Origin of the sequence: Synechococcus sp. N19 (assembly GCF_900474045.1) — a bacterium.
GTDB lineage: Bacteria > Cyanobacteriota > Cyanobacteriia > PCC-6307 > Cyanobiaceae > Parasynechococcus.
In genome coordinates, this window is the sequence record NZ_UCNR01000009.1 from 1 (window position 1) to 22,696 (window position 22,696).

20 protein-coding genes and 1 pseudogene are annotated in these 22,696 nt (G+C 63.0%); 13 read left to right on the forward strand and 8 right to left on the reverse strand.

Features of this window, described 5'->3' with window-relative positions:
• Both DXY02_RS04970 and DXY02_RS04975 read right to left on the reverse strand, forming a co-directional pair.
• Positions 1-323: pseudogene (locus DXY02_RS04970) on the reverse strand (photosystem II q(b) protein); the annotation flags it as partial.
• A gap of 141 nt (positions 324-464) precedes the next feature.
• Positions 465-1,781 carry a YcjF family protein gene (locus DXY02_RS04975; protein WP_371639943.1) on the reverse strand — a complete coding sequence of 439 codons (1,317 nt, stop codon included), beginning with the start codon at positions 1,779-1,781 and terminating at the stop codon, positions 465-467.
• 136 nt (positions 1,782-1,917) lie between these two features.
• Between DXY02_RS04975 and DXY02_RS04980 the strand changes: the two genes are divergently transcribed.
• The 5 genes from DXY02_RS04980 (at position 1,918) to DXY02_RS05000 (ending at position 5,807) form a co-directional block, all read left to right on the forward strand.
• Positions 1,918-2,820 carry a cation diffusion facilitator family transporter gene (locus tag DXY02_RS04980; protein ID WP_114988309.1) on the forward strand — a complete coding sequence of 301 codons (903 nt, stop codon included), beginning with the start codon at positions 1,918-1,920 and terminating at the stop codon, positions 2,818-2,820.
• Entirely contained in the window at positions 2,813-3,340 is a 528-nt protein-coding gene (locus tag DXY02_RS04985; RefSeq protein WP_114988310.1) for a hypothetical protein, read from the forward strand. Before DXY02_RS04980 ends, DXY02_RS04985 begins: the two co-directional genes overlap by 8 nt.
• Positions 3,341-3,356: 16 nt before the next feature.
• A complete protein-coding gene (locus tag DXY02_RS04990; protein WP_114988311.1) occupies positions 3,357-3,869 on the forward strand; it encodes a hypothetical protein in 513 nt (170 codons plus the stop codon).
• A 3-nt stretch (positions 3,870-3,872) separates the two neighbouring features.
• Positions 3,873-4,886 (forward strand): tryptophan--tRNA ligase, encoded by a 1,014-nt coding sequence (gene trpS, locus DXY02_RS04995; RefSeq protein WP_114988616.1) that lies wholly within the window; start codon positions 3,873-3,875, stop codon positions 4,884-4,886.
• A gap of 234 nt (positions 4,887-5,120) precedes the next feature.
• On the forward strand, positions 5,121-5,807 hold the full coding sequence (locus tag DXY02_RS05000; RefSeq protein WP_114988617.1) for a glycoside hydrolase family 104 protein: 687 nt from the start codon (positions 5,121-5,123) through the stop codon (positions 5,805-5,807).
• On the opposite strand, the gene DXY02_RS05005 is transcribed toward DXY02_RS05000, so the two are convergent.
• Positions 5,792-6,124 (reverse strand): DUF2605 family protein, encoded by a 333-nt coding sequence (locus DXY02_RS05005; protein ID WP_371639946.1) that lies wholly within the window; start codon positions 6,122-6,124, stop codon positions 5,792-5,794. The two genes, DXY02_RS05000 and DXY02_RS05005, sit on opposite strands and share 16 nt — an antisense overlap.
• A gap of 27 nt (positions 6,125-6,151) precedes the next feature.
• Between DXY02_RS05005 and thrS the strand changes: the two genes are divergently transcribed.
• Genes thrS through DXY02_RS05035 form a run of 6 tightly spaced genes read left to right on the forward strand, consistent with a single transcriptional unit; the run spans position 6,152 to position 14,108 of the window.
• Positions 6,152-7,987, forward strand: coding sequence for a threonine--tRNA ligase (gene thrS, locus DXY02_RS05010; RefSeq protein WP_114988313.1), 1,836 nt, complete (start codon positions 6,152-6,154; stop codon positions 7,985-7,987).
• Positions 7,984-8,379 (forward strand): DUF1824 family protein, encoded by a 396-nt coding sequence (locus DXY02_RS05015; RefSeq protein WP_114988314.1) that lies wholly within the window; start codon positions 7,984-7,986, stop codon positions 8,377-8,379. Before thrS ends, DXY02_RS05015 begins: the two co-directional genes overlap by 4 nt.
• Positions 8,380-8,414: 35 nt before the next feature.
• Positions 8,415-9,449, forward strand: coding sequence for a glucokinase (gene glk, locus DXY02_RS05020; protein WP_114988618.1), 1,035 nt, complete (start codon positions 8,415-8,417; stop codon positions 9,447-9,449).
• A 14-nt stretch (positions 9,450-9,463) separates the two neighbouring features.
• Entirely contained in the window at positions 9,464-10,411 is a 948-nt protein-coding gene (thrB, locus tag DXY02_RS05025) for a homoserine kinase (RefSeq protein ID WP_114988315.1), read from the forward strand.
• A gap of 57 nt (positions 10,412-10,468) precedes the next feature.
• Positions 10,469-12,004 carry an NAD(P)H-quinone oxidoreductase subunit 4 gene (locus DXY02_RS05030; protein ID WP_114988316.1) on the forward strand — a complete coding sequence of 512 codons (1,536 nt, stop codon included), beginning with the start codon at positions 10,469-10,471 and terminating at the stop codon, positions 12,002-12,004.
• Between the two features lies 1 nt (position 12,005).
• Positions 12,006-14,108 carry a M3 family metallopeptidase gene (locus tag DXY02_RS05035; protein WP_114988317.1) on the forward strand — a complete coding sequence of 701 codons (2,103 nt, stop codon included), beginning with the start codon at positions 12,006-12,008 and terminating at the stop codon, positions 14,106-14,108.
• 2 nt (positions 14,109-14,110) lie between these two features.
• Here DXY02_RS05035 and DXY02_RS05040 read toward each other — a convergent pair whose 3' ends face one another.
• Genes DXY02_RS05040 through DXY02_RS05060 form a run of 5 tightly spaced genes read right to left on the reverse strand, consistent with a single transcriptional unit; the run spans position 14,111 to position 21,745 of the window.
• The gene (locus DXY02_RS05040; protein ID WP_114988318.1) at positions 14,111-14,698 is read right to left on the reverse strand and encodes a triacylglycerol lipase; all 588 of its coding nucleotides are present in this window, start codon (positions 14,696-14,698) and stop codon (positions 14,111-14,113) included.
• Entirely contained in the window at positions 14,695-15,066 is a 372-nt protein-coding gene (locus tag DXY02_RS05045) for a dihydroneopterin aldolase (protein ID WP_114988319.1), read from the reverse strand. Before DXY02_RS05045 ends, DXY02_RS05040 begins: the two co-directional genes overlap by 4 nt.
• A complete protein-coding gene (locus DXY02_RS05050) occupies positions 15,066-16,373 on the reverse strand; it encodes a glutamate-5-semialdehyde dehydrogenase (RefSeq protein ID WP_170951482.1) in 1,308 nt (435 codons plus the stop codon). Before DXY02_RS05050 ends, DXY02_RS05045 begins: the two co-directional genes overlap by 1 nt.
• Positions 16,374-16,381: 8 nt before the next feature.
• Positions 16,382-17,290: an ROK family protein gene (locus DXY02_RS05055; protein WP_114988321.1), complete on the reverse strand. Its 909-nt coding sequence runs from the start codon at positions 17,288-17,290 to the stop codon at positions 16,382-16,384.
• Positions 17,291-17,293: 3 nt separating this feature from the next.
• Positions 17,294-21,745, reverse strand: coding sequence for a translocation/assembly module TamB domain-containing protein (locus DXY02_RS05060; RefSeq protein ID WP_244276157.1), 4,452 nt, complete (start codon positions 21,743-21,745; stop codon positions 17,294-17,296).
• A gap of 66 nt (positions 21,746-21,811) precedes the next feature.
• Between DXY02_RS05060 and DXY02_RS05065 the strand changes: the two genes are divergently transcribed.
• Positions 21,812-22,249: a Ycf51 family protein gene (locus DXY02_RS05065; protein ID WP_114988323.1), complete on the forward strand. Its 438-nt coding sequence runs from the start codon at positions 21,812-21,814 to the stop codon at positions 22,247-22,249.
• Positions 22,249-22,650: a DUF4332 domain-containing protein gene (locus DXY02_RS05070; RefSeq protein ID WP_114988324.1), complete on the forward strand. Its 402-nt coding sequence runs from the start codon at positions 22,249-22,251 to the stop codon at positions 22,648-22,650. The genes DXY02_RS05065 and DXY02_RS05070 overlap by 1 nt, the downstream gene beginning before the upstream one ends.
• Positions 22,651-22,696 lie beyond the last annotated feature (46 nt).

Sequence of the window (22,696 nt, forward strand, 5' to 3'; positions counted from 1 at the left end):
CCGTTGTACAGCCACTCATCGAGGGAAGCAGCTTCCCAGATGGGGTAGAAGTGCAGGCCAATGGCGTTTGAAGACGGAATAACAGCACCGGAGATGATGTTGTTGCCGTAGATCAGGGAGCCAGCGACGGGCTCGCGGATGCCATCGATATCAACCGGGGGAGCGGCGATAAAGGCAATGGTGAAGCAGATGGTGGCCGCCAGGAGGCAGGGAATCATCAGCACGCCGAACCAACCCACATAGATGCGGTTGTTGGTGTCGGTCACCCACTGACAAAAGGCTTCCCAATTGCTCTGGCGTCCGCTGCGAATTGCGGTGGACATGGAAGAAAAGAAGACGGATGAACCTCTCCCTCAAAAAAGGGACAGGTGGATCAAGTGTATGGACGGAACGTTCCGTTACATGACAACTCAACAATCAGAATCAGGTCTCAAAAAAACTTCATTAAGCGCTTTATTAAGCGTTCATGAAGTTGCATGAAGCAGCCACTCGCGGGATTGCTGAACGAAGCCATTCCAGTTCACCCGTTCCTCCTCTGCAGCCCGAGCCACCAACAACGGTGCCTGCTGCTTCAACGCCACAAGATCAAGCTCGTCAACGCCGGCATTGATCGCCAGCCAATCCGCCATGGAGCGTCCCACCACACGGGTGAGGTAAGCCGCACTGAGGGCCTGCATCGAACCGGCGATCAGCCAGCTCCCCCCATCCAGCTTGGCCAGCCCCAGCAAGGTCTGTCCGGTCCACTCCACCACGCCCTGAGCGAGGGCTACCCGAGCCAGCTGCGCCGCCGCTTCCCTCAGCACATCCGGCTGCAGCGATGTTCCCCAGATCTCTCCCATCTCCTTGATCATCAAACCGTTCGCCACCGCCACGGCCAGAAGATCAAGGCTGGCGATGGGGGAGGCCATCACCGACCCGGCCACGACCCACTGGGTGCGCTGCTGAATCTGCAGAAAGCGTTTGCGCCGAAGCGATTCGAGGTCACGCTGCCAACGGCGATGCAAGTCCGCCAGGAGTCGCGGACGCGTCTCCACCGCAGCCTGTTTCAGCGAACGGCGCAACGGTGCCAGCGCAGTGCGCAGCTGCATCGAAGACTCCTGAACCAGGATCCGCTCATGCCAGCGCTCGGGAAGGTCGTCCCGAACAGCCGCGACGGCATCGGTGGATGCGTCCTTCGCATCGGTCGACACAAGCAGCCAGGCCGGCTGATCATCCGGCACCTGCTGCAGCCAGAGCAGATCCGAGGCCAGGAGTGGCGCCTGCAGGCTGAACAGGATCAAATCCTGATCCAGCAGGACGCCGGGCCAGGAACGGCTGCCGTCGTCGGTGGTAAGGGGATGGCAGAGCGACAGCGTCATCGGCGCCGGGCCAGCAAGAGAGCTGCTGAGGTCTGCCTCATTCGGCCCCTGAGAGCCCCCCAAGGCGACCATCGCCATGCGCACCGGACCGCAGCGGTCCAGCACCCGTTTCAGTTCAGTGCGACGGGCCAGATCGGCAGAGGGTTGCTGCTCAAAACGTGCGAATTGATCGAGCACCTCCTGGCACCGAGCGATCCATCCATCCAGAGAGACCGGCGCCGCAAACCGCGGCTGACTTGGCTTGCGGCCAAGCCAGATCACAACGCCACCGGCGGCCAGCAGCCCCAGCCCCCCGCCGGGAACATGCATTACATCACTGATCAGCCACTGTCCAGCAAGCAGACCAGCTCCAGCCAGAGCCAACGGCCGCAGCAGCGACGACGGTGGCATCACCAGTTCTGGCCATGAAGCCGGGAGTTTCAACAGAACGTCTGCTGTAGCAGTGGCCCTTCTTAGCTCAACCCACCACCTGAAACCAGAACTTCAGGCCAGAAACACGAGTTCTCCATAAGTTGGGAACAGGCCGGAGTCAGCCGTGACACAAAGTCATCCCAATGCGATGGTCGACAACCGCCAGGGGGTGCGCAGGGTTCTGATGGTGGCCCTGGGCCTGAACATCAGCATGTCGCTGCTGAAGCTTCTGGTGGGAGCCATGAGTGGTTCCCTGGCGGTGATCGCCGATGGCATGCACAGCGCCACCGATGCGTTGTCCAGCCTCACGGGACTGGTCACCAACAAACTGTCCGATCCGCGCCCCGACAGGGATCACCCCTACGGCCACCGCAAATACGAAGCGGTGGGAGCCCTGGGCATCGCTGGCTTCATACTGTTCACAGCCCTTGAGATCCTGCTGCGTTCGGGGGAAAGACTGCTCGAGGGCCTGCCGCCCATCCGGGTGACCAGCCAGGAGCTGGTGCTGCTCACGCTGGTGCTGGGGTTCAACCTCCTGCTGGCGGGATACGAGCTGCAGGAAGGTCGGCGGCTGAACAGCAACCTGCTCAAAGCGGATGCTCAACATGCGGCGAGCGACGTTTGGACCACCGTGGTGGTGCTGGTGGGCATGGCGGGGGCGGTGTGGCTGCAGTTGAGCTGGCTCGACGTTGCGCTGGCCATCCCCATGGCACTCCTACTGATCCGTGTGTGCTGGCAGGTGCTGCGCGGAACCTTGCCCTGGCTGGTGGACCACATGGCGGTTGCACCTGAAGCCATCTATGCCGAAGCGATGGCCACCGCCGGCGTCTTGAACTGCCACGACATCGCCAGCCGGGGCGTTCTGGGCCAGCAGGTGTTCATCGAAATGCATATGGTTGTCGAAGCAGACGACCTCACCAAGGCGCACCGGATCACCGAAGAGGTGGAAGAGCGCTTGGACGAAAGTTTCGGGCCGGTGCGGTGCACCATCCATCTGGAACCCAAGGATTACGTGGAGGACGGGATCACCTACACCGGCGCCCATGGCTGAGGTCGACACCACAACCCAGGCGCTCGCTGGACTGACCGAGCGTCAGCAGCTGGGGCTGATTGAGGTGCTCGATGAAGTCCGTCGTGCCGAGAGCTGGTCGTGGCAACTGCCGGTGTTGCTGCGGGAGCGCTGCTGGCTGCGGCTGTCTCGAACTCCCCTGACCGAGCTTCATCGTTGGCTCCCTCCGGATGGGCGTGATGAAGCCCCGGAACTGGTGCATTACCGGCGATTGCTGCAGCAGGGGATGGATCCACTGTTGGCCCAACAGAGCTCCTGGCGGGAGTTCGGCATCGAGGACTGCCAAAGAGCGCTGCAGGACTACTGGAACAGTCGTGACACGGCCATCCACGGTTGGACAGCCGAGCGGTACCGACAACTGGTGAGCAGCTATCGCGAACGGATTGAACGGGGGATCACGGTGGTTCCGATGCTGGTGCTGGCTCGGAAGAACAGCGTTGAATGCCACCAGCTGCTCTGGATCACCGAAAACACCCCGGTGATGCGTCACACTTGCGCCTGATTCCAGGCCATGGGCCATGAGTGATTCCTACAGCAATCCCCAACAACAGGCGGGACAGGGAGACGGCGGCCGAGATGGTCAGCGCAGTCGTGGCAACCGTGGTGGCGGCCGTGAAGGCGGAGGCTTCCGGATTCGCCTGAGTGACAACGAAATGCGCTCAGCCCGGGCCCTGCAGGAGGCCTTCAATCTCCGCTCAACCGTGGCTGTGCTGGGTTTCGCAGTCCGCAGCCTTGGCCAAATGCTGGAGGACGGCCAACTCGACGCTCTGATCGAACAGCAGAAAAATCAGCCTGCACGAGGCGGCCGGCGTGATGGTGCTGGTCGTGATGGTGGCGGTCGTGGCCGCCGCTTTGACGATGAGCGGGGTGGCCGTGGGTCCCGTCCGAATCCCTTTGCCCGACCGGCCAAACCCCAGCCGGAGGCTGCAGCTGAACCGGTTGCCGAGCCGGAGGTTGGATCAGTGGTGGAGCCGGTGGTGGAATCAGAAGCAACCTCCAGCGACGACACCAACACCGCAGCAGAGGGCTGATTGATGAGCCGGCCAAGGGTTCTTTCCGGGGTGCAACCGACCGGAGCACTGCACCTCGGCAATTGGCTGGGTGCCATCCGCAATTGGGTTGATCTGCAGGAGACCCACGACACCTTTGTATGTGTTGTGGATCTCCATGCCATCACTGTTCCCCATGACCCCAGCCGCCTGGCTGAGGACACCCGTTCCACAGCAGCGCTATACCTGGCCTGTGGCATGGACCCCAAACGCTGTTCGGTGTTTGTGCAGAGCCAGGTGGCAGCCCACAGCGAACTGTGCTGGTTGCTGAATTGCGTCACGCCGCTCAACTGGCTGGAGCGGATGATTCAGTTCAAGGAGAAAGCGGTGAAGCAGGGGGACAACGTCTCCGTGGGCCTGCTGGACTATCCGGTGTTGATGGCCGCCGACATCCTTCTCTACGACGCTGACCTGGTGCCCGTCGGCGAGGACCAGAAGCAGCACCTGGAGCTGGCGCGCGACATCGCCCAGCAGCGCATCAATGCCCGCTTCGGCGGCAAGGACACGCCGGTGCTCAAAGTGCCCAAACCGCTCATCCTCAAGGAGGGGGCACGGGTGATGAGCCTGACGGATGGTCGCAGCAAGATGAGCAAGAGCGATCCCAACGAGGGGAGTCGCATCACGCTTCTGGACCCTCCGGAGCTGATCACCAAAAAGATCAAACGCGCCAAGACCGATCCAGAGCGTGGCCTCGAATTCGGCAACCCCGATCGACCGGAAACCGACAACCTGCTTGGGCTCTACGCAATCCTCAGCGGCAAGGGGCGGGAGCAGGCCGCCACTGAATGCGCCGAGATGGGTTGGGGACAGTTCAAGCCGCTGCTGGCCGAAGCCACCGTGAGCGCGCTGGAACCCATCCAGTCCCGCTATCGGGAGCTGATGCAGGACCCCACAGAGCTCGATCAGGTGCTGAGAACAGGCCGTGAGAAGGCCGAAACCGTGGCCAACGCCACCCTTGAACGCGTTCGGGATGCCTTGGGTTTCGCCCGGCCAGCCTGATCAGCAACAAAGAGAAGCATTAGCTGCTCTGATCAATGCGACGGCCATGGGCTCGAGCCATGGCCCCTGAGGCTTGAGGGAGACAACGTCAGCCGCAGAGGCGAGTCTCGCAAGACTCTCAGCCTTCTCTCACTTGCGTATACACAGCACAGACAACGCGTCAACCCCTCAGGCGCCGATCTCGCGTCCAGGCCTCGTGGGCCAGCACTCTTATCGTCCACCTAATTGTTCTGCGTGCATCGCCTTTCTGCGTTCAGCCCAGCCACACGTTGGAGCCGGCCTGTCGTCGGTGCAGCCCTGACCGCAGGATTGGTGCTGTCCGCAGGAGCCAAACAGCCGCTCCAGGACGCAGAGGCGCCCGCAGAACAGGTTGAGCAAAGCGCCACCAGCAGCCGCAACACCAGCAGCCGCGCCACCCTGTCCTCCGGCAAAGAGGGTGGTCGTTACGAGCTGACACCTGAGCGACGCGCCCTGCTTAACACCATTCGCTATGCCGAGGGCACCTGGAAAAACGGCGAAGACAAGGGATACCGGATCATGTATGGCGGCGGGCAGTTTCAGGACCTCTCACGTCATCCCGAGCGGGTGATCGTGAAGCGCTACACCAGCGCCGCAGCGGGGGCCTATCAATTTCTGCCCAAGACCTGGAAGGGCGTGGCGAAGGAGCTCAAGCTGGCCAGCTTTGAGCCCAGGCACCAGGACCAAGCCGCTCTGCATCTTGTTGAGCGTCGCGGTGCTCTCAGGGAAATTGACCGCAAAGGGCTGACCAGAAACGCCATGGCGAAGCTGGCTCCCGAATGGGCATCTTTCCCCACCTGGACCGGCCGCTCCGCCTACGGTCAACCGGTGAAGAGCCCCCAGGACCTGGCGAGCTTCTACAGCAGCAACCTGCGCCAGCTGCGCAATCAGCTCGGGGCCTGAGGCGAACGGTTCGACCCCAACCTCGCGGCCAGGGCCCACACCTCCGTGACCAAGCCATGCCACGGGTTCATCACCTCCATCGAGACCGCCATGGGCTGCGTTGATGCAGCCACAAGGGAGCGTGTTGCAGCAATGGCCTTCTTGCCGTCCTGCAGCCGCTCCTGCATGCATTGGCGCTCCTGCAACGGCATCACCTCCTCCGGACAGGCCTGCAGAAGCTCCTCACCGCGCTGAAACCAGTGCTCGAAGTCATCGAGCAGGGATGCCAGCAACTCATCCAACAGTGCGCCAGCTTCCTGATTGATTGACTCACCCACCTGATGCCCTCGGGTCTCGCCCATAGGATGGCGGGCCCTGAACCTGAACCGGTGAGCAGCGCTGCAGCAACCACCCCAGCCCCTTCAGCACCGGTGGTTCTGCCCAAGACCAGCGAAAGCGATCAACTGCTGAAGATTCGGCACTCCATGAGCCATGTGATGGCCATGGCTGTGCAGCAGTTGTTTCCCAAGGCACGCGTCACCATCGGCCCCTGGACCGAAACAGGTTTCTATTACGACTTCGACAATCCCGATCCCTTCACCGAGGCCGACCTGAAAGCCATCAAGAAGGGGATGATCAAGATCATCAACAAGAAGCTGCCTCTCGAACGCGTTGAGGTGAGCCGCAACGAGGCCGAGGAAAAAATCAAAGCCCAGAACGAGCCCTACAAGCTCGAGATTCTTGAGGGTCTGCAGGAGCCGATCACCCTCTACACCCTTGGTGAGGACTGGTGGGACCTCTGTGCTGGCCCCCACGTGGATCACACCGGCCAACTCAATGCCAAGGCCTTCGAGCTGGAAAGCGTGGCAGGCGCTTACTGGCGAGGCGATGAAACCAAAGCGCAGCTGCAACGCATCTACGGCACGGCCTGGGAAACCCCGGAACAGCTGGCGGAACACAAACGTCGCAAGGAAGAAGCGCTTCGCCGCGACCATCGCCGCATCGGCAAAGACCTCGACCTCTTCTCGATCGAGGATGAGGCCGGAGCTGGTCTGGTGTTCTGGCACCCCCGCGGTGCCCGCATGCGCCTGTTGATCGAGGAGTTCTGGCGCCAGGCCCACTTCGAGGGCGGATACGAGCTCCTTTACACCCCCCACGTGGCGGACATCAGCCTCTGGAAGACCTCAGGCCACCTCGACTTCTACGCCGAGAGCATGTTCGGCCCGATGGAGGTGGACGAACGGGAGTATCAGCTCAAGCCGATGAACTGCCCGTTCCACGTGCTCACCTACGCCAGCAAACTGCGCAGCTACCGGGAACTGCCGATCCGCTGGGCGGAGCTTGGAACGGTGTATCGCTACGAGCGGCCCGGTGTGATGCACGGTCTGATGCGGGTGCGGGGCTTCACCCAGGACGATGCCCACGTGTTCTGCCTGCCGGAGCAGATCAGCGACGAGATCCTGAAGATCCTCGATCTCACCGAACGGATTCTCTCCGCGTTCGATTTCAGCAATTACGAGATCAACCTCTCCACCCGCCCCGAGAAGTCCATCGGCGATGACGCCGTCTGGGACCTGGCCACCAAGGGACTGATTGAAGCCCTGGAGCGCAAGGGTTGGGCCTACAAAATCGATGAGGGCGGCGGTGCGTTCTACGGCCCGAAAATCGACCTCAAGATCGAAGACGCCATCGGCCGGATGTGGCAGTGCTCCACGATCCAACTGGATTTCAATTTGCCGGAACGGTTCGAGCTCGACTACATCGCCGCCGACGGCAGCAAGCAGCGGCCGATCATGATCCACCGCGCCATCTTCGGTTCGCTGGAGCGGTTCTTCGGGATCATGACCGAGAACTACGCCGGCGATTACCCCTTCTGGCTGGCCCCCGAGCAGGTGCGTCTGCTGCCGGTCACCGACGAGGTGCAGCCCTACGCCGAACAGGTGTTGGACCAACTCACCAAAGCTGGCGTTCGCGCCACAATCGACCGCAGCGGTGACCGGCTCGGCAAGTTGATCCGCACCAGCGAACAGATGAAGATCCCCGTGCTGGCAGTGATCGGTGCCAAGGAAGCAGAGCAGAACGCCGTGAGCCTTCGCAGCCGACGGGACGGTGACCTCGGGGTCACAGCGGTAGCCGATCTTCTCAGTGCCGCCCAGATGGCCAACAGCGAGCGCGCCGCGGGCCTGGAGCTGAACCGATGACGGATACCCCTGTGCAGCACCTGGCCGATCTCGCGCGGCTGCGGGGAGCGCCGGAGTTGGCTCCCTCTATCAGAAACGAGCTGCGAGGGGAACTCGATCAGGCGATGGCCCAGGCCAGCTGGTTCACCATCGGCGTCATGGCCCCGTCCAGGGAGCAGGCCCTCACAGCGCTGCGCAGCCTCGAGCAAAGCCAACAGTGGGAGCCGCTGGAGCTCGTCGACAGCCCCGAGGAGCAGGGCCCTGTTTTCCTGAAAGCCAATCAGAAGGGGGGCATGATCCGCATTCGGATCGAGCACGGCCTTGGCGAAGGAATTCTGATCAGTGGCCACGGTGACGACGACACAACGCCAAGCACCACCTGGGGACCGCTTCCACTGGACTTCTTCTTCTGAGCCAACCACGCTGGTAGGAGTTGCCGCAGCCCTGGATGGCCACCAGCACACTCCTGGCGGGGGACATGGGAGGCACCAAGACTCTGCTTGCTCTCTACGGGAGTGAGGCGGGCCAGCTGCGCCTGCTGTATCAGGAACGCTTCCGCTCGGGAGAATGGCCATCCCTTGAGCCGATGCTCGAGGCCTTCCTTAACAATCGCCCCGCCGATCTCCCGGCTCCAGCGCATGCCTGCATCGCCGTTGCCGGTCCGGTGCGACACAGGGAGGCCAGGATCACCAACCTGCCCTGGCGGTTGCGGGAGGCCGACCTGGCGCGGGCTGCTGGCATGGAACAGCTCGAGCTGGTGAATGATTTCGGCGTGCTGATTTACGGGCTGCCCCATTTCGACAGCCATCAGCAGGTGATCCTTCAGAAGGGCTACCAAGACAAGGGCCCCCTGGCCATTCTTGGGGCAGGCACCGGTCTCGGCATGGCGCGAGGCCTGCAGAGCGACCAGGGACTGGTGGCCCTGGCGAGCGAAGGAGGGCACCGCGAATTTGCTCCGCGCAACGAAGCGGAATGGGAGCTGGCCTGCTGGCTCAAACAAGACCTCGGCGTCAGCCGCCTGTCGATCGAACGCATCGTGAGTGGCACAGGCCTGGGGCATGTGGCCCACTGGCTGCTTCAGAAACCCGATGCCGCTATGCACCCCCTGCGCAGTGTGGCTGAGGCTTGGCGGCGCAACAGCTCCAACGATCTTCCCGCTCAGGTGAGCGTTGCCGCTGAAGGGGGTGATCCCTTGATGCAACGCGCCCTACAGCTTTGGCTGGAGGCCTATGGCTCAGCGGCAGGCGATCTTGCCCTTCAGGAACTCTGCACAGGAGGCCTCTGGGTTGGTGGGGGCACCGCATCAAAACAATTGAAAGGACTGCAATCCGCCAGCTTTCTCAATGCGATGCGCGACAAGGGACGCTTCCGCGAACTGATCGAAGGGATGCAGGTCACAGCGGTGATCGATCCCGATGCCGGACTGTTCAGTGCAGCCTGTCGCGCCCGGATGCTGGCGGAGTCAGGTGGGACACTGGCCTGAGCAGAGGATCAGCGATGGCGCAGCCGCGCATCGGTCAGAAAGTGGTCGTGGACGTCCCGGCAACCACCGCCAATCTCGGCCCTGGATTTGACTGCCTCGGTGCAGCCCTTGATCTGAACAACCGCTTCGCGATGCGGCGAATCGAAGGGGGCGGTGAACGATTTGAGCTGATTATTGAGGGAACGGAGGGCAGTCACCTCCGGGGTGGGCCGGAGAACCTCGTTTACCGAGCGGCCCAACGGGTGTGGAAAGCGGCTGGGCTGGAACCCGTCGCCCTTGAGGCACGGGTGCGTCTTGCCGTGCCGCCGGCACGGGGGCTGGGCAGCAGTGCCACGGCGATCGTGGCGGGATTGATGGGAGCCAATGCCCTCGTCGGTGAGCCTCTCTCCAAGGAGAAGCTGCTGGAGCTGGCCATCGATATCGAAGGTCACCCTGACAACGTTGTGCCCTCCCTTCTGGGGGGCCTCTGCATGACCGCCAAGGCCGCCTCTCAGCGCTGGCGCGTGGTGCGTTGCGAATGGACGCCGAGCGTGAAGGCCGTCGTGGCGATTCCATCGATTCGCCTGAGCACAAGCGAAGCCCGCCGGGCCATGCCCAAGGCCATCCCCGTTGGCGACGCTGTGGTCAATCTGGGTGCTCTGACACTGCTGCTGCAAGGGCTGCGCACCGGCAATGGTGATCTGATCTCCGACGGCATGCACGATCGCTTGCACGAGCCGTACCGCTGGCGCCTGATCAAAGGCGGCGACCAGGTCAAACAGGCCGCCATGGACGCGGGAGCCTGGGGTTGCGCCATCAGCGGAGCCGGACCCAGCGTTCTGGCTCTGTGCGAGGAAGACAAAGGCCCAGCCGTCAGCCGAGCCATGGTCAAAGCCTGGGAAGCTGCCGGGGTCGCCAGCCGCGCGCCGGTGCTGAATTTGCAGACCTCAGGCAGCCACTGGCAACCGGCCGACGATGAGTAGATCCACCTAAACAGGGCATTCAGCCCTGTTAGCTTTGTTAAAGATTGCGGACACGGAATGGATGCTGGGTTAGCAGAGCTTGCTGTCTCGGGCAGTCCCTTCCCTTGGTTGTCGCTGATTGTGCTGTTGCCGGCGGCAGCAGCTCTGGTGCTGCCACTGGTTCCGAGCAGCGAAGAGAAGCCATCCCCCGCGCCCAAGATCATCACCCTGGTCGTCCTTCTGGTCGATCTTCTGTTGATGATGGGGGTGTTTGCCACCCGCTTCGACCCCAGCACTGAAGGGCTTCAGCTTGTGGAGCGGGTGAGCTGGCTCCCAGCACTCGGCCTCGAATGGTCCCTTGGTGTGGATGGTCTATCAGCACCTCTTGTGGTGCTCAGCGGCCTGGTCACGTTCCTGTCTGTGGCGGCCAGCTGGTCGGTTCAGCGCAAATCACGGCTGTACTTCGCCCTGATGCTTGTTCAGGCCTCGGCCCAGGGCCTGGTGTTTCTGTCGCAGGACTTCCTGCTCTTCTTCCTGGCCTGGGAGCTGGAACTGGTTCCCGTCTACCTGCTGATTGCCATCTGGGGCGGGCAGAACCGCCAGTACGCCGCCACCAAATTCATCCTCTACACGGCCCTGGCCTCTCTGCTGATCCTGATCAGCGGCCTGGCTCTGGCCCTCTCCGGTGACACGTTCACCTTCAACATCACGGAACTGGCGGCCCGTTCCCCCGGCGGCAGCTTCGGCCTGTTGTGTTATGTGGGTTTCTTGATTGGCTTCGGTGTGAAACTGCCGATGTTCCCGCTCCACACCTGGCTGCCCGATGCCCACGGTGAGGCCAACGCTCCGGTGTCGATGCTGCTTGCCGGGGTGCTCCTCAAGATGGGCGGCTACGCCCTGCTGCGCTTCAACGTGCAGATGCTTCCCGAAGCGCACGCCACCCTGGCGCCAGCCCTGGTGATCCTTGGGATCGTGAACATCGTTTACGGCGCGCTCAACGCCTTCGCCCAGGACAACGTGAAACGCAGGATTGCCTGCAGTTCCGTGAGCCACATGGGCTTTGTGCTGGTGGGGATCGGTGCCGTTGATGCCCTGGGAATCAGCGGAGCCATGCTCCAGATGGTGAGCCATGGCCTGATCGCAGCCGCGATGTTCTTCGTGACGGGCGTGTTCTACGAGCGAACCAAGACCCTCTCGATCCCCAACATGGGCGGACTGGCCAAGGCACTGCCCATCACGTTTGCCTTCTTCCTGGCCAGCTCCCTGGCGTCGCTGGCGCTGCCGGGCATGAGTGGCTTCATCAGTGAAATCACCGTGTTCCTTGGCATCACCAGCCAGGAAGCCTTCACGTCCGTGTTCCGATCGATCACCGTTCTGCTGGCCGCCATCGGACTGGTGCTCACACCGATTTATCTGCTCTCCATGTGCCGACGGGTGTTCTTCGGCCCCAGGATTCCGGCCCTGGCCAGCGTCGCTGACATGCGCCCCAGGGAGCTGGTGATTGGCCTGAGCCTGCTGGTGCCAACCCTGGTGATCGGCATTTGGCCCCGCATTGCCATGGACCTCTACGAAGCTTCCACCAACGCTCTGGCCCTGCAGTTCATTGCCAGCTGAGATGTCGACTGTTTCCCCCCTCCTGCGCGGCCAAGGGCTTCCCGAGTTCCGGGCCATTTCCCCTGAGCTCGTCAGCACAGACATCCCGGTTTTGCTCGCACAGCTGGATCAGGACTTCACTGCGCTCGAGCAGACTCTTGAGACAGCCCTCGTCGGCCCCTCGAAGCTGTCCTGGGATCGGGTGATGCAACCGCTGCAGGCCATCGGCGAACGGCTGCGTTGGAGCTGGGGTGTGGTGTCACACCTCAATGGCGTCTGCAATTCCCCTGAGCTGCGCGATGCCCATGCCGCCCAGCAACCGGATGTTGTGCGCCTCAGCAACCGGCTTGGCCAAAGCCAGATTCTTCATCGGGCCTTGATGGCCCTCCAAAGCGATCCCTCCGAACCGCTCAACCCAACCCAGGAGCGGATCCTGAAATCCGAGCTGCTCTCGATGCAGCAGCGCGGTGTTGGCCTCAGTGGCGATGAGAAGGCAGCCTTCAACAGCACCAGTGAACGCCTGGCTGCTCTCTCCACCCAGTTCGGCAACCACGTGCTCGATGCAACGCAGCAGTGGACCCTGAAAGTCAGCCAGCCCCATGAGGTGGAAGGCCTGCCGCAACGGGCCTTAGAGGCACTGGCCGCCGCAGCGCGTGAAGCAGGGGATGCTGATGCGTCTGCGGAGTCCGGCCCGTGGCTGCTGGGACTGGACATGCCCCGCTATCTGCCCTTCCTCACCCACGCCAACAACCGATCCCTGCGGGAGAAGGCCTATCGGGCCCATGTGGGGCGGGCCAGTGAAGGCGAAGTCGACAACCGGGCACTGATCGAGGAGATCCTGACCCTGAGGCGCGAGCAAGCGTCCCGCCTGGGCTATGCCCATTGGGCTGACCTCAGCCTCAGCGCCAAGATGGCTGACGATGTTCCGGCGGTGGAAGCACTGCTGGAAGAACTGCGCGCTGCGGCATACCCAGCAGCTGAGCAAGAGCTGCAGGATCTCCAAGCCATCGCCAGGGAGCACAAGGCCCCCGAAGCTGATGAGCTGGCCCCTTGGGACATCGCCTACTGGTCGGAGAAGTTGCGCCAATCCCGGTTCGATCTGGACCAAGAGGCGCTGCGTCCCTGGTTCCCGCTGCCGCAGGTGCTCGAAGGCCTGTTCAGCCTTTGTACGCGTCTGTTCGACGTCGAGATCGTTGCCGCCGACGGCGAGGCACCGACCTGGAACGACGACGTGCGCTTCTTCCGGGTGAAGCGCTCCGATGGCACACCGATTGCCGGCTTCTACCTCGACCCTTACAGCAGGCCCGCCAGCAAACGCGGCGGAGCCTGGATGGATGAATGCCTGGGCCTGAGCAAGAAACCCGATGGCTCTGTGGTGCTGCCGGTGGCCTACCTGGTCTGCAACCAGACCCCACCTGTGGGCGACACGCCCAGCCTGATGAGCTTTGAGGAAGTGGAGACCCTCTTTCATGAATTCGGCCATGGGCTCCAGCACATGCTCACCACCGTTGAGGAACCGGAAGCCGCCGGCATCAGCAACGTGGAATGGGATGCCGTGGAACTCCCCAGCCAGTTCATGGAGAACTGGTGCCTTGATCACGCCACCTTGATGGGCATGGCGCGCCACTGGCAAACCGGTGAACCCCTGCCTGAGTCGGAATTCAACAAGCTGCGCAGCAGCCGCACCTTCAATGCAGGCCTCGCCACCCTGCGGCAGGTTCACTTTGCCTTGAGTGACCTTCGTCTCCACAGCCAGTGGACCCCGGAACTTGGCGTCAGCCCAGACGGACTGCGCCGTGAGATCGCGGCCACCACCACGGTGATGGATCCCATCCCGGAGGATCAGTTCCTCTGTGCCTTCGGCCACATCTTCGCGGGGGGCTACTCCGCCGGGTACTACTCCTACAAGTGGGCTGAGGTGCTCAGCGCAGATGCCTTCTCCGCTTTTGAGGAGGTGGGTCTGGATCAGGAGGATCAGGTGCGTGCAACGGGAGCCCGCTTCCGCGACACCGTGCTCAGCCTCGGTGGCAGCCGATCTCCAGCAGAGGTGTTTGAAGCCTTCCGAGGCCGTCCTGCCAGCACCGAAGCCCTGATTCGCCATTCCGGCTTGGTGGCCGCGGCCTGAATTCAGGCGCGCAAGCTGCTGCAGAGCCGTCGAATTGCGGCGGGGTGGCTGATCAGTTGCTGATGGGTCCAGACCGGTATTTCCTCACACCGGCCCATGGGCAGAACAGCCCTCCAGCCGGGGCAAACCATCAGATCCCAGCGGCAAAAGAAACTGGAGCACTCGACCCCAGCCAGGGCATCGGGTTGGCGATTCAGCTCGCGCAGCAGGCGACTTCCCACTTTCATGTCTGCCGCACCGGCGAGGAGCGGGCGGGGAATCATCTGAGCAGCCAGGGTGCCCTGCTGCGGGCTGCCCACACTGAGGAAGCGCCGGGTGCGCTGCACCCCCCCCAGTTCCTGCAGCCAGATCCTGCCGATCACGCCCCCCATCGAAAACCCCAGAAGATCGACCCTGGTGTCAGCACCAAAGCGCTGCTGGATGTGCTGATCCAGGCGAGAGGCCAGCTGCCGCAGGGGAATCCAACCCAGACCATGGGGCAGATGCGGCGCCAGCAGCGGGCGATCGGGCTGGTCCAACCCCTGAATCAATCGATGAAACAGGCGGGGCGTGTCCCAGAGACCATGGACCAGCACTAACGGGATGCTCACAGGGCTGATCTCCCGCCATGGCGGGAGCGTTCCACGAACACGCGGCCGTTAAATCCTGGAACCGGTGCAGCACATTTGGTTAACCGCAGCCAAACCGGGATGGGCCCGTACAACGTTTCCAGTCGATCCAGCATCTGCTCGCTGAAGTGCTCGATCGTGAGGCAACGAACCTGCCGGGACAAGCCTTGCAGGGCCTGAATGGCCACGCCGTAGTCCAGGCTCCGGCTCAGGTCGTCGGCCACGGCAGCAGCCTTCAGATCGAGTTGAACACTGAAATCAAGGCTGAACCATTGGCCATCCCGACGTTCGTGTTCCAACACCCCGACGTGGGCCCACAACCGCAGGTCCCTCACACCGATGCAATCCATCAGAGCGGCCGATCGATGTGGGTGAAGAAGCGGCTGCCGTTGGCGTAGTCGGCAGCGATGTGGCCCTCGCCGCGCAACCGATAGCGGTAGGTCACCAACCCTTCCAGACCAACGGGTCCGCGGGGCGGCAGGGTCTGGGTGCTGATGCCAACCTCAGCACCGAATCCGTAACGGAAGCCATCAGCGAAGCGGCTGGAGCAGTTGTGATAAACACCTGCGCTATCCACCGCCGCAAGGAAACGATCAGCCGCCTGGGCATCCTCCGTCAGGATCACTTCGGTGTGACGCGAGCCATAGGAGCGGATGTGATCGGTGGCTGCCTCGAGATCGTCCACCAGCTTCACCGCCAGGATCAGATCCAGATACTCCGTGCTCCAGTCCTCCTCCGTGGCCGCTTCCGCCACACCAAGGGCCACGCTCTCGGCATCGCCCCGCAGCTGCACCCCGGCAGCAGCGAAGGCCGGCAGCGCAGCGGCGAGAAAAGGCTGCGCAATCGAGCGGTGCACCAACAAGGTCTCAATGGCGTTGCAGGCGGCGGGGTACTGGCTCTTGCTGTCCACCGCCACCCGAACGGCTTTGTCGACATCGGCCGCCGCATCAACGTAGAGGTGGCACACCCCATCGGCATGGCCCAGCACCGGAATGCGGGTGTTGTCCTGGATGAAGCGCACCAGCTCGTTGCTTCCCCTGGGAATGATCAGGTCCACGAGGCCATCGAGACGCAACAAGGCCAGGCTTTCTTGACGAGTGGTGAGCAGAGCCAGGGCATCGGCAGACACCGGACTGGCCGCCAGGCCTGCCTGCAGGGCCTCCATCACAGCCTCATTGGTGCAGCGAGCCTCACTGCCCCCTTTCAACAGAGCACCGTTGCCAGAACGGATCGCCAGCGAGGCGATCTGCATCACCGCATCCGGCCTGGCTTCAAAGATCACACCCACCACCCCGAGCGGAACGGAGACCCGTTCCAGCACCAGGCCCTGATCCAGTTCACGATGCAACTGACGACAACCCAGCGGGTCACTGAGGCTGGCCACCTTTCGGACGCCATCAATGGCCGCCGCCAACTTGCTGTCATCCAGCTTCAGCCGCGCCATCAAAGCCGGCGCCAACCCCTCGGCTGCAGAGCGTTGGAGGTCTTCACGGTTGGCCGCGAGGATGCTTTCCGCACGGTCGGTCAGCGCGTCCGCCATCGCCTGAAGCGCCTGAGCTCTCTGGCCGTCATCGGTCTGCCCCAGATCAAGAGCAGCACGGCGGACAGCCACGGCACGCTGCAGCAACGCAGCAGAAGGCTCTGGAACGCTGGACATCAAGGCAATCAATCTGGAGCCATCATCCCGTTCAGCCGCTGCAGAGCGAGCCGCGCAGCCCCCAGGCATCCAGCGCCGTTCCCCAGGCAAGCGGCTTCGATCCGCAACCCCTCCCTTGAGACGGCCTGAACCCGCGACTCCACCTCGCGGCGCACCGCTGGCAGAAAGTGGCGGGCAGCACCGGCCAAGCCGCCACCCAGCAACACCAACTGCGGCGTGAACACGTACACCAGCGAAGCAACGCCACAGCCCAAGCGCTCGCCATAACGGCTCCAAACCTCCACGGCCTCCGGATCACCAGCATCGGCCTCTGCACTGAGCTCGCGGGGATCGCGATCACTCAAGCGCCGCAGGCCGGTGATGCTGGCGAACTGCTCCAGGGAGCCACGGTTACCGCTGTTGCAGGCCGGACCATCGGGCTGAACCCCGATCAGACCGGGTTCCGCTGCAGCGCCGTTGTGGCCCGTAAACAGCTCACCCCTTAGAAGCACCCCCCCTCCTACACCGGTTCCGAGGGTCAGCAGCACCACATCATCAACACCACGGGCGGCGCCGAGCCAGGCCTCACCGACCACCGCACAGTTGCCGTCATTGGCAAGGGTGACCCGGCGGCTGAGCCTGGACTCCAGCCAATCCGCCAGCGGCACGTCCTCCCAGCCGGGCAGGTTGATGCAAACCCGGGCCACCCGAGCCGCCGCATCCATGGGACCGGGCAGGCCGATGCCGACCGCCTCAGCCGCATGCTCAGGATCAATCTGTTCAATGGCTTCACACAGGGCCATCGTCACGGCGCCAGGTACTGCGGGCTGCGGTGTGGGGCATTGCACCTCAGCCAGCACCGTTCCATCAGCACGAATCCGGGCCAGCTTGATCGCCGTTCCCCCGAGATCCACTCCAATCAACTGCGCGGTATGCATGGCTCAGAACCGGAAAAACACCTGCAACTGGCTCTGCCATGTGCCATTGGCATCCATGGCCGCGGAAACTGACGTGGTCGGTGTCAGCCGATAGGAGACCGTTCCTTGTGGAGGAACTTCAACATCGGTTGTGTTCGGTGCCATCAGTAAGGAGAGGTTGAGTTTGTCGGTCAGCGCCAAACCAAACTCAGTCACCACTGTCAATGTCGGCGAAACGTTGCCGGAGGTGCGCTCCTTCTCTGATTTCACCTCGGGGTTGACGTAGGTGGGGAAGATCGCCACCTGAAGCCGTTGCCCCATGGCATCGGTCAACGTGCCCAGCACCGGTGAGAGCAGCGACTGACTCAGCATCGTGGCCAACGCGGCTCCCCCATTACTGCCTAAAGAAGCCAGGGAATTGCCACCGATCAAACCCAACAGCTGTTGCTCGCTCATCGGGGGTGAGCTTCGTAAAACAAGATTGTTTCTGTCACCCAGACGGTTGGCCGGGCCAGTGGCCTGGACCATGACCTTCACCAGTCGAAGCTGGCCAACCGCGGCGTGAGCGCTGCCAGTGCCATTTGAAGCAAAGAGGTTGGTGCTGGTGAGCTGATCGCTGTTGCCAGCGGTAACGGTGTCGGAGACCCTGGCTTGCATAGCGACATCTACGTAGGGAATAAGTCCCAACGAGGGCGTGAACACCGCAACGTTCTCCTCCTGCGGATCCAAACGGAGGGGAGCGAGAGGAGGAATCCAGATCCTGCCGGCATTAAGCCGGATCACCCCTCTTGCCTGCAGAGAGGGGTCGACAGGGCCATTCAGTGTCACCACACCCCCCCCTTGAAAACTGATCGAGGGCATCAGCACCCTGGTGTCCGGCCCGAGGGCTAGCCGAAGGTTCTCAAGGCGGATGGCGGACAGCGTTGGCATGAACCGTTGCAGCTGATCCGGGGCTTGGATGGATCGGTTGGGACCCATCAGGACCAGGGGTTCCTGGAAGTCCCACTCCTCCTCCAAAAGTGTGTTCAACGCCTGAGGACCGAGCTGCACCGCCGCTGGGGAGCCCTCCACTCCGGTAGGAACCGGGGCCTGAATTCCGCCCCGCCGCAACCGTCCGAAGAAGCCGGACTGGGGCCGAAGCGTGCCCCGCGACAGGTCCAGATATCCGGAGAGGACGGGTTGCAACAAAGCTCCAGAGACCTGCAGTTCGCCATCGGCCTGGAACTGCACGATCGGCTGTCGAATCTGACCTTGGCTGACTTGCAGGGTGAGCGGTGAAGCCCCGCTCTGGGGGGTGAACAAGCCAAGGCTTCCAGAACCGCGCAGCAAGCCGCCGCGGCCCACTTCAGCCTCCAGGCGTTGCACCAAGACGCGATCGAAATCGAAAATGATCGAGGCATTGATCCGACTCAGCTCCTGTTCACCGATGCTGAGATCTCCATTACTGACCACCACAAAGCCATTGGCTTGCGGTTGGTTCAATGGCCCGCGCAGCAACAGCCGGAGGTTGGTGCTGCCCCGCTTCACAGCCACGGAATCCCCGGCGAGAAGCGTCAACACGCCAAGGGCATCCCCATGGCTTTCCAGCCTGAGATTTAAATCCGAATCGGAGTTGAAGGGCACCGTGCCGGCCACAGTGACGGCTTCCTTGCTCTCGCCTCCCTTCAGGGCCAGGTTGAGGCGGATCAACTCACGCTCAACGACAACCGATCGCTGCTCCAACTGCAGGAGCTGCCCCGCCAGGCTGGCGGAGTCGAGCACCAGATCGGAAACCAGCAGGGGAGCCGTTCCGCTGAGGTCGTAGCGGCCGCGGATGCCAACACTGCCGCGGAGCTGCGGCGGCACAGGAGCAAACAACGCCAGCAGAGAGAGCGGAACCTGCAGCAGGGAGAGGTCACCGGATCCACCGAGCAACGGGCCGCGAAGCGTGGCGACCATCGGTTCAAGCTGGAGTGCCTTGGCCTGGTCATCCCCTTCAATCCAAAGGTGCGCCTTGGCGATCAGATCGGCCTTCAGGCGCTTTGGATCAGGACCGTCGATCGTTCCCGACAGATTGACCCGCCCCTCCAGACGCTTCAGCTCAGGGCCCTTGCGGGGGTGAGCCAGGGCATAGGCCTCAAGCGCCCGGCGCGATGCCGCCAGAGCTTGCAACTGACCATCAAGCGACCCACCAAAGGTGTTGATTAACAGGGTTCCGAGATCCTCGGCACGGCCGGGGGCCAGGCCCGGTTCGGGATCGCTCCCTCTCAACTGACGGGCCAGAAGCGTCAGCCAGGTCACATCCAGGCCTTCGGCCTCGATGCCGCTGTGCATCCAGCCACCCAGATCGCCACGGGCCTTCAGCCGAATACTGCCCTGCAAGGGCGTCAGTGCTGCATCGGCCTGAAAACGGCCATCCCCGAGGGAACCCTCCAGCTCGAGGCTCTGCACTGCAACTCCCGCCAACGAGCCGTCCGCAATGACGGCAGACCCACGGATCGCGAGGGGGGCCATGGGAAGGCTCCCTGCACCCGAGAGCTGACCTGCCACAGCTTTGGGCTGGTTGACCGGAGGCACGATGAAACGAAGTCCATTGATGTTGAGGTCCGCTGCACGCCAGCGGTAGCGGCGTTGCTCTCCAGCCGGATCCAGCCCGTGCAAGCGCAACTGCCCCTCACCCCGGCGCAAGAGCACGGTCTTGGGCCAAGCATCGGCATCGAGTTCAGCCACGAGCGAGCCGGGCACGACAGGGTGCTGGGCCGCCATCGCCAGACGAGCACCACGGCCCAGTTCACCGTTGAGGCTGCCTTGCCAGCGTTCGGGAACCTGCAAGGCACCAACGCGGGGTTGATTCAGCGTCAGGCTGATGTCGGGCTGAAGCCCCGACAGAGGACCCTTCACGCGACCCCGCGCCGCCACCTGCCCGCCCAGCGGCGTACCGATCAAGGGGGTGAAACGACTCAGGCTGAAAGGTTGGAGTTCAAAGCCGCTCTGAAGCTCACCGGTTTGCAACCGCCCCTGCGCCAGTTGCACAGGAAGGCGCGCTTCCGCCCGCAACAGCGGACTGGTGAAGTGATCCAGTACCAGGGCGGAGTCCTGCGAGGACCATCGGGTCTGAAACGACCACTCGTCCAGCAAAGGGTTGGACGCCTGGCCAAGCCTCAGGCTCAGCTCCGGTGACGCGAACCCACCACTGACGTCGACGCTTCCAAGGAGCGGAGCGGTTTGGCCCAGTCCGGCCTGCAGGGTCGGCAGCGCAGACCAGAAGCGGGGATCGATCTGCAGCTCCGTGCTGCGCAGATCCAATCGGGATCCAATCGTCCCGGCCAGCCCGAAGCGCAGTCCCGGGGCACTGAGGCGGAGCCTGTCCACAGCAACAGACGGTTGTTGGTCTTGCAACCATGGGGTGCGCCACTGAGCGTCCAGCGTTAGGGCTGTGTTGAGCCCTGTGGCCTCAGGCAGCTGGATCTCACCATCTGCACTCCACCGGGGCTCCCCCCAGGGGCCCTGGATCCTGAGCTTCAACCGGTCCTGGCTTGCAGAGCTGAGGTCTGTACGGCGAACGTCAGCCCGGAGATCAAAGCTCTTGTTCAAGGCAACGGACCCTGAGGCCCGAGCCTCAAAGGCTCCAAAACGCAGTGTTGCGGGCTGCAAGGTGAGGTGATCGCCCTTGCAAGCGACCCTGAGGCGATTGCTGTTCAGCGCAGCAAGTTCAAGACGCTTGAGGCTGAGCCCACCTCGACAGTTCAACGACCCATCGGCCCAGCCGATCTGAACATCTCCCTCCAAGGTTCCAGAGGCATCCAGATCCTGAGCGGGGGCGATGACGGCCCCCAACGGTTTCAGGTTGAGCCGATCCAGCCGAGTTCGAAGCTTGAAGCGAGGGCGATCCCAATGCCCTTGTGCATCGAGCCGCAGCACCCCTTCAGCGTCGAGCCAGCGAAGTTCCGATGCGGTACTGAAAAAAGCCTCCCCGAGCCGCACTGCGCCCCGACTGCGGAGTTCAAGGGTCTGCTGCTGAGGACCGAAACGGAGCAATGCAGGATCGGCCAACCGGTACTGCACGCCAAGTCGCGGCAGGGTGCCGTCGCCGCTCAGGGGCCCAAAGGTCCAGTACCGACCAGCCTCATTGGCCTGCAACTGACCACGCAGCCTGTGCACCTTGATCTGCAGAACCGGTTGCAGACGCCGAAGACTCGCCAAGGGGGCCAGGCCCACCTCCAGCCCCGCCAGGCTCAGCTCAGAACGATCCGCCGCCGACGGCAAGATTCGACTCGGCCCGATGGCGATCCCCAGGCCCAAGGGGCGAAGTCCTTCGTAAGGGCCAAGATCCACGTCGTGGCCCAGAGGACCCGACAACGTGCGCTCCAAGCTGGGGCGCGCCCGGCTCAGGATGCCTTCGGCAGCGCGGTCAAGGGCGATCAAGCCTGCTGCTCCAGCCCCGACCAGAACAAAACTTCCCGCAACCAACCAGGTCCTGCGCCGCGTTTTTCCCATCAGACGCGGCGGTCACCCCGGAATCTCGCGCAATATAAGGAGACTGTTTTCAGTCCACCAGACCCCATGGCCTTCGATCAGCTGCTGCTTACTGCCGCTCCCTGGCTGGGTTGGTCTGGGCTTGGGCTTGGAGCGCTAACGGCAGTTGCCTTTCTCGCCAAGTGGGGCATTCGGTTTCGACTGGTCGGCGTGAGCAGCTTCACCCTGCTGCTGGCCGTGAGTTGCTGGGCATTCGGCGTGAGCTACACACCGCCAGTGGTGGTGGAGGGTGCGGTGCGGGCACCGATCGTGTTCGATAACGGCAACGACCTGGTGGTCGCCCAGGTTCCTGCCGACCTGGCCCCAACAACAGTTCAAGCCACCCTGGAGCAATTGGAGGGCAACCTGCGCGGCTCAGGTCGCTCCAGCAGGACCGTGCTGGTGCGGTTGCGGGGCATCCAGGCGGAGGGCGATGGGCTGGGACGCCCCGTCATCCTGGGCGAGGTGAGCAAGACCTTGCGTTGATGACGAACTTCAACGATGCGATCGAGGAGCTCCCCCAGTCGTTTCGCAGGGAACAACAGGAACTGGATCGGGCCGGTATCCAGCGCTGGTCCAGCATTCGTGATCTAACGGATCTGCAACTTAGCCAACTCGCCCGCAGTGGCCAGGCTTCGGCCCGAAACCTCAAGCGGCTGCGGGGCATGGCCGATTTGGTCTGCCGCTTGGATTTGCCTCCCCAGGACGCCGCGCTGCTGATGCATGCGGGCATCGCCACGCCCGCCGCACTAGCGGCATGCACCCCCGAACGTCTCGTGCGCCAGACCGGAAGGCTGGAGCGCAGCCTTGGAACCAAACGGCCTGCCGTGGTGGATCTGCGGGTGGCCGGCGATTGGATCCGCCGCGCCAGGCAACTGGCGAACTGACCCCAGCCACCCTGCCTTGGCATCCAATCCTGCGTATGAACCTGTT

What these genes read in the sequence shown, in the direction of transcription:
- DXY02_RS05065 (WP_114988323.1), top strand. Translation starts at nt 21,812, where the DNA reads ATGGCCTTCGATCAGCTGCTGCTTACTGCCGCTCCCTGGCTGGGTTGG.
- DXY02_RS04990 (WP_114988311.1), top strand. Translation starts at nt 3,357, where the DNA reads ATGAGTGATTCCTACAGCAATCCCCAACAACAGGCGGGACAGGGAGAC.
- thrB (WP_114988315.1), top strand. Translation starts at nt 9,464, where the DNA reads ATGGCGCAGCCGCGCATCGGTCAGAAAGTGGTCGTGGACGTCCCGGCA.
- DXY02_RS05030 (WP_114988316.1), top strand. Translation starts at nt 10,469, where the DNA reads ATGGATGCTGGGTTAGCAGAGCTTGCTGTCTCGGGCAGTCCCTTCCCT.
- trpS (WP_114988616.1), top strand. Translation starts at nt 3,873, where the DNA reads ATGAGCCGGCCAAGGGTTCTTTCCGGGGTGCAACCGACCGGAGCACTG.
- DXY02_RS05015 (WP_114988314.1), top strand. Translation starts at nt 7,984, where the DNA reads ATGACGGATACCCCTGTGCAGCACCTGGCCGATCTCGCGCGGCTGCGG.
- DXY02_RS05045 (WP_114988319.1), bottom strand. Translation starts at nt 15,066, where the DNA reads ATGGATTGCATCGGTGTGAGGGACCTGCGGTTGTGGGCCCACGTCGGG.
- DXY02_RS05070 (WP_114988324.1), top strand. Translation starts at nt 22,249, where the DNA reads ATGACGAACTTCAACGATGCGATCGAGGAGCTCCCCCAGTCGTTTCGC.
- DXY02_RS04985 (WP_114988310.1), top strand. Translation starts at nt 2,813, where the DNA reads ATGGCTGAGGTCGACACCACAACCCAGGCGCTCGCTGGACTGACCGAG.
- DXY02_RS04980 (WP_114988309.1), top strand. Translation starts at nt 1,918, where the DNA reads ATGGTCGACAACCGCCAGGGGGTGCGCAGGGTTCTGATGGTGGCCCTG.
- DXY02_RS05055 (WP_114988321.1), bottom strand. Translation starts at nt 17,290, where the DNA reads ATGCATACCGCGCAGTTGATTGGAGTGGATCTCGGGGGAACGGCGATC.
- glk (WP_114988618.1), top strand. Translation starts at nt 8,415, where the DNA reads ATGGCCACCAGCACACTCCTGGCGGGGGACATGGGAGGCACCAAGACT.
- thrS (WP_114988313.1), top strand. Translation starts at nt 6,152, where the DNA reads ATGGCGGGCCCTGAACCTGAACCGGTGAGCAGCGCTGCAGCAACCACC.
- DXY02_RS05050 (WP_170951482.1), bottom strand. Translation starts at nt 16,373, where the DNA reads ATGTCCAGCGTTCCAGAGCCTTCTGCTGCGTTGCTGCAGCGTGCCGTG.
- DXY02_RS05060 (WP_244276157.1), bottom strand. Translation starts at nt 21,745, where the DNA reads ATGGGAAAAACGCGGCGCAGGACCTGGTTGGTTGCGGGAAGTTTTGTT.
- DXY02_RS05035 (WP_114988317.1), top strand. Translation starts at nt 12,006, where the DNA reads ATGTCGACTGTTTCCCCCCTCCTGCGCGGCCAAGGGCTTCCCGAGTTC.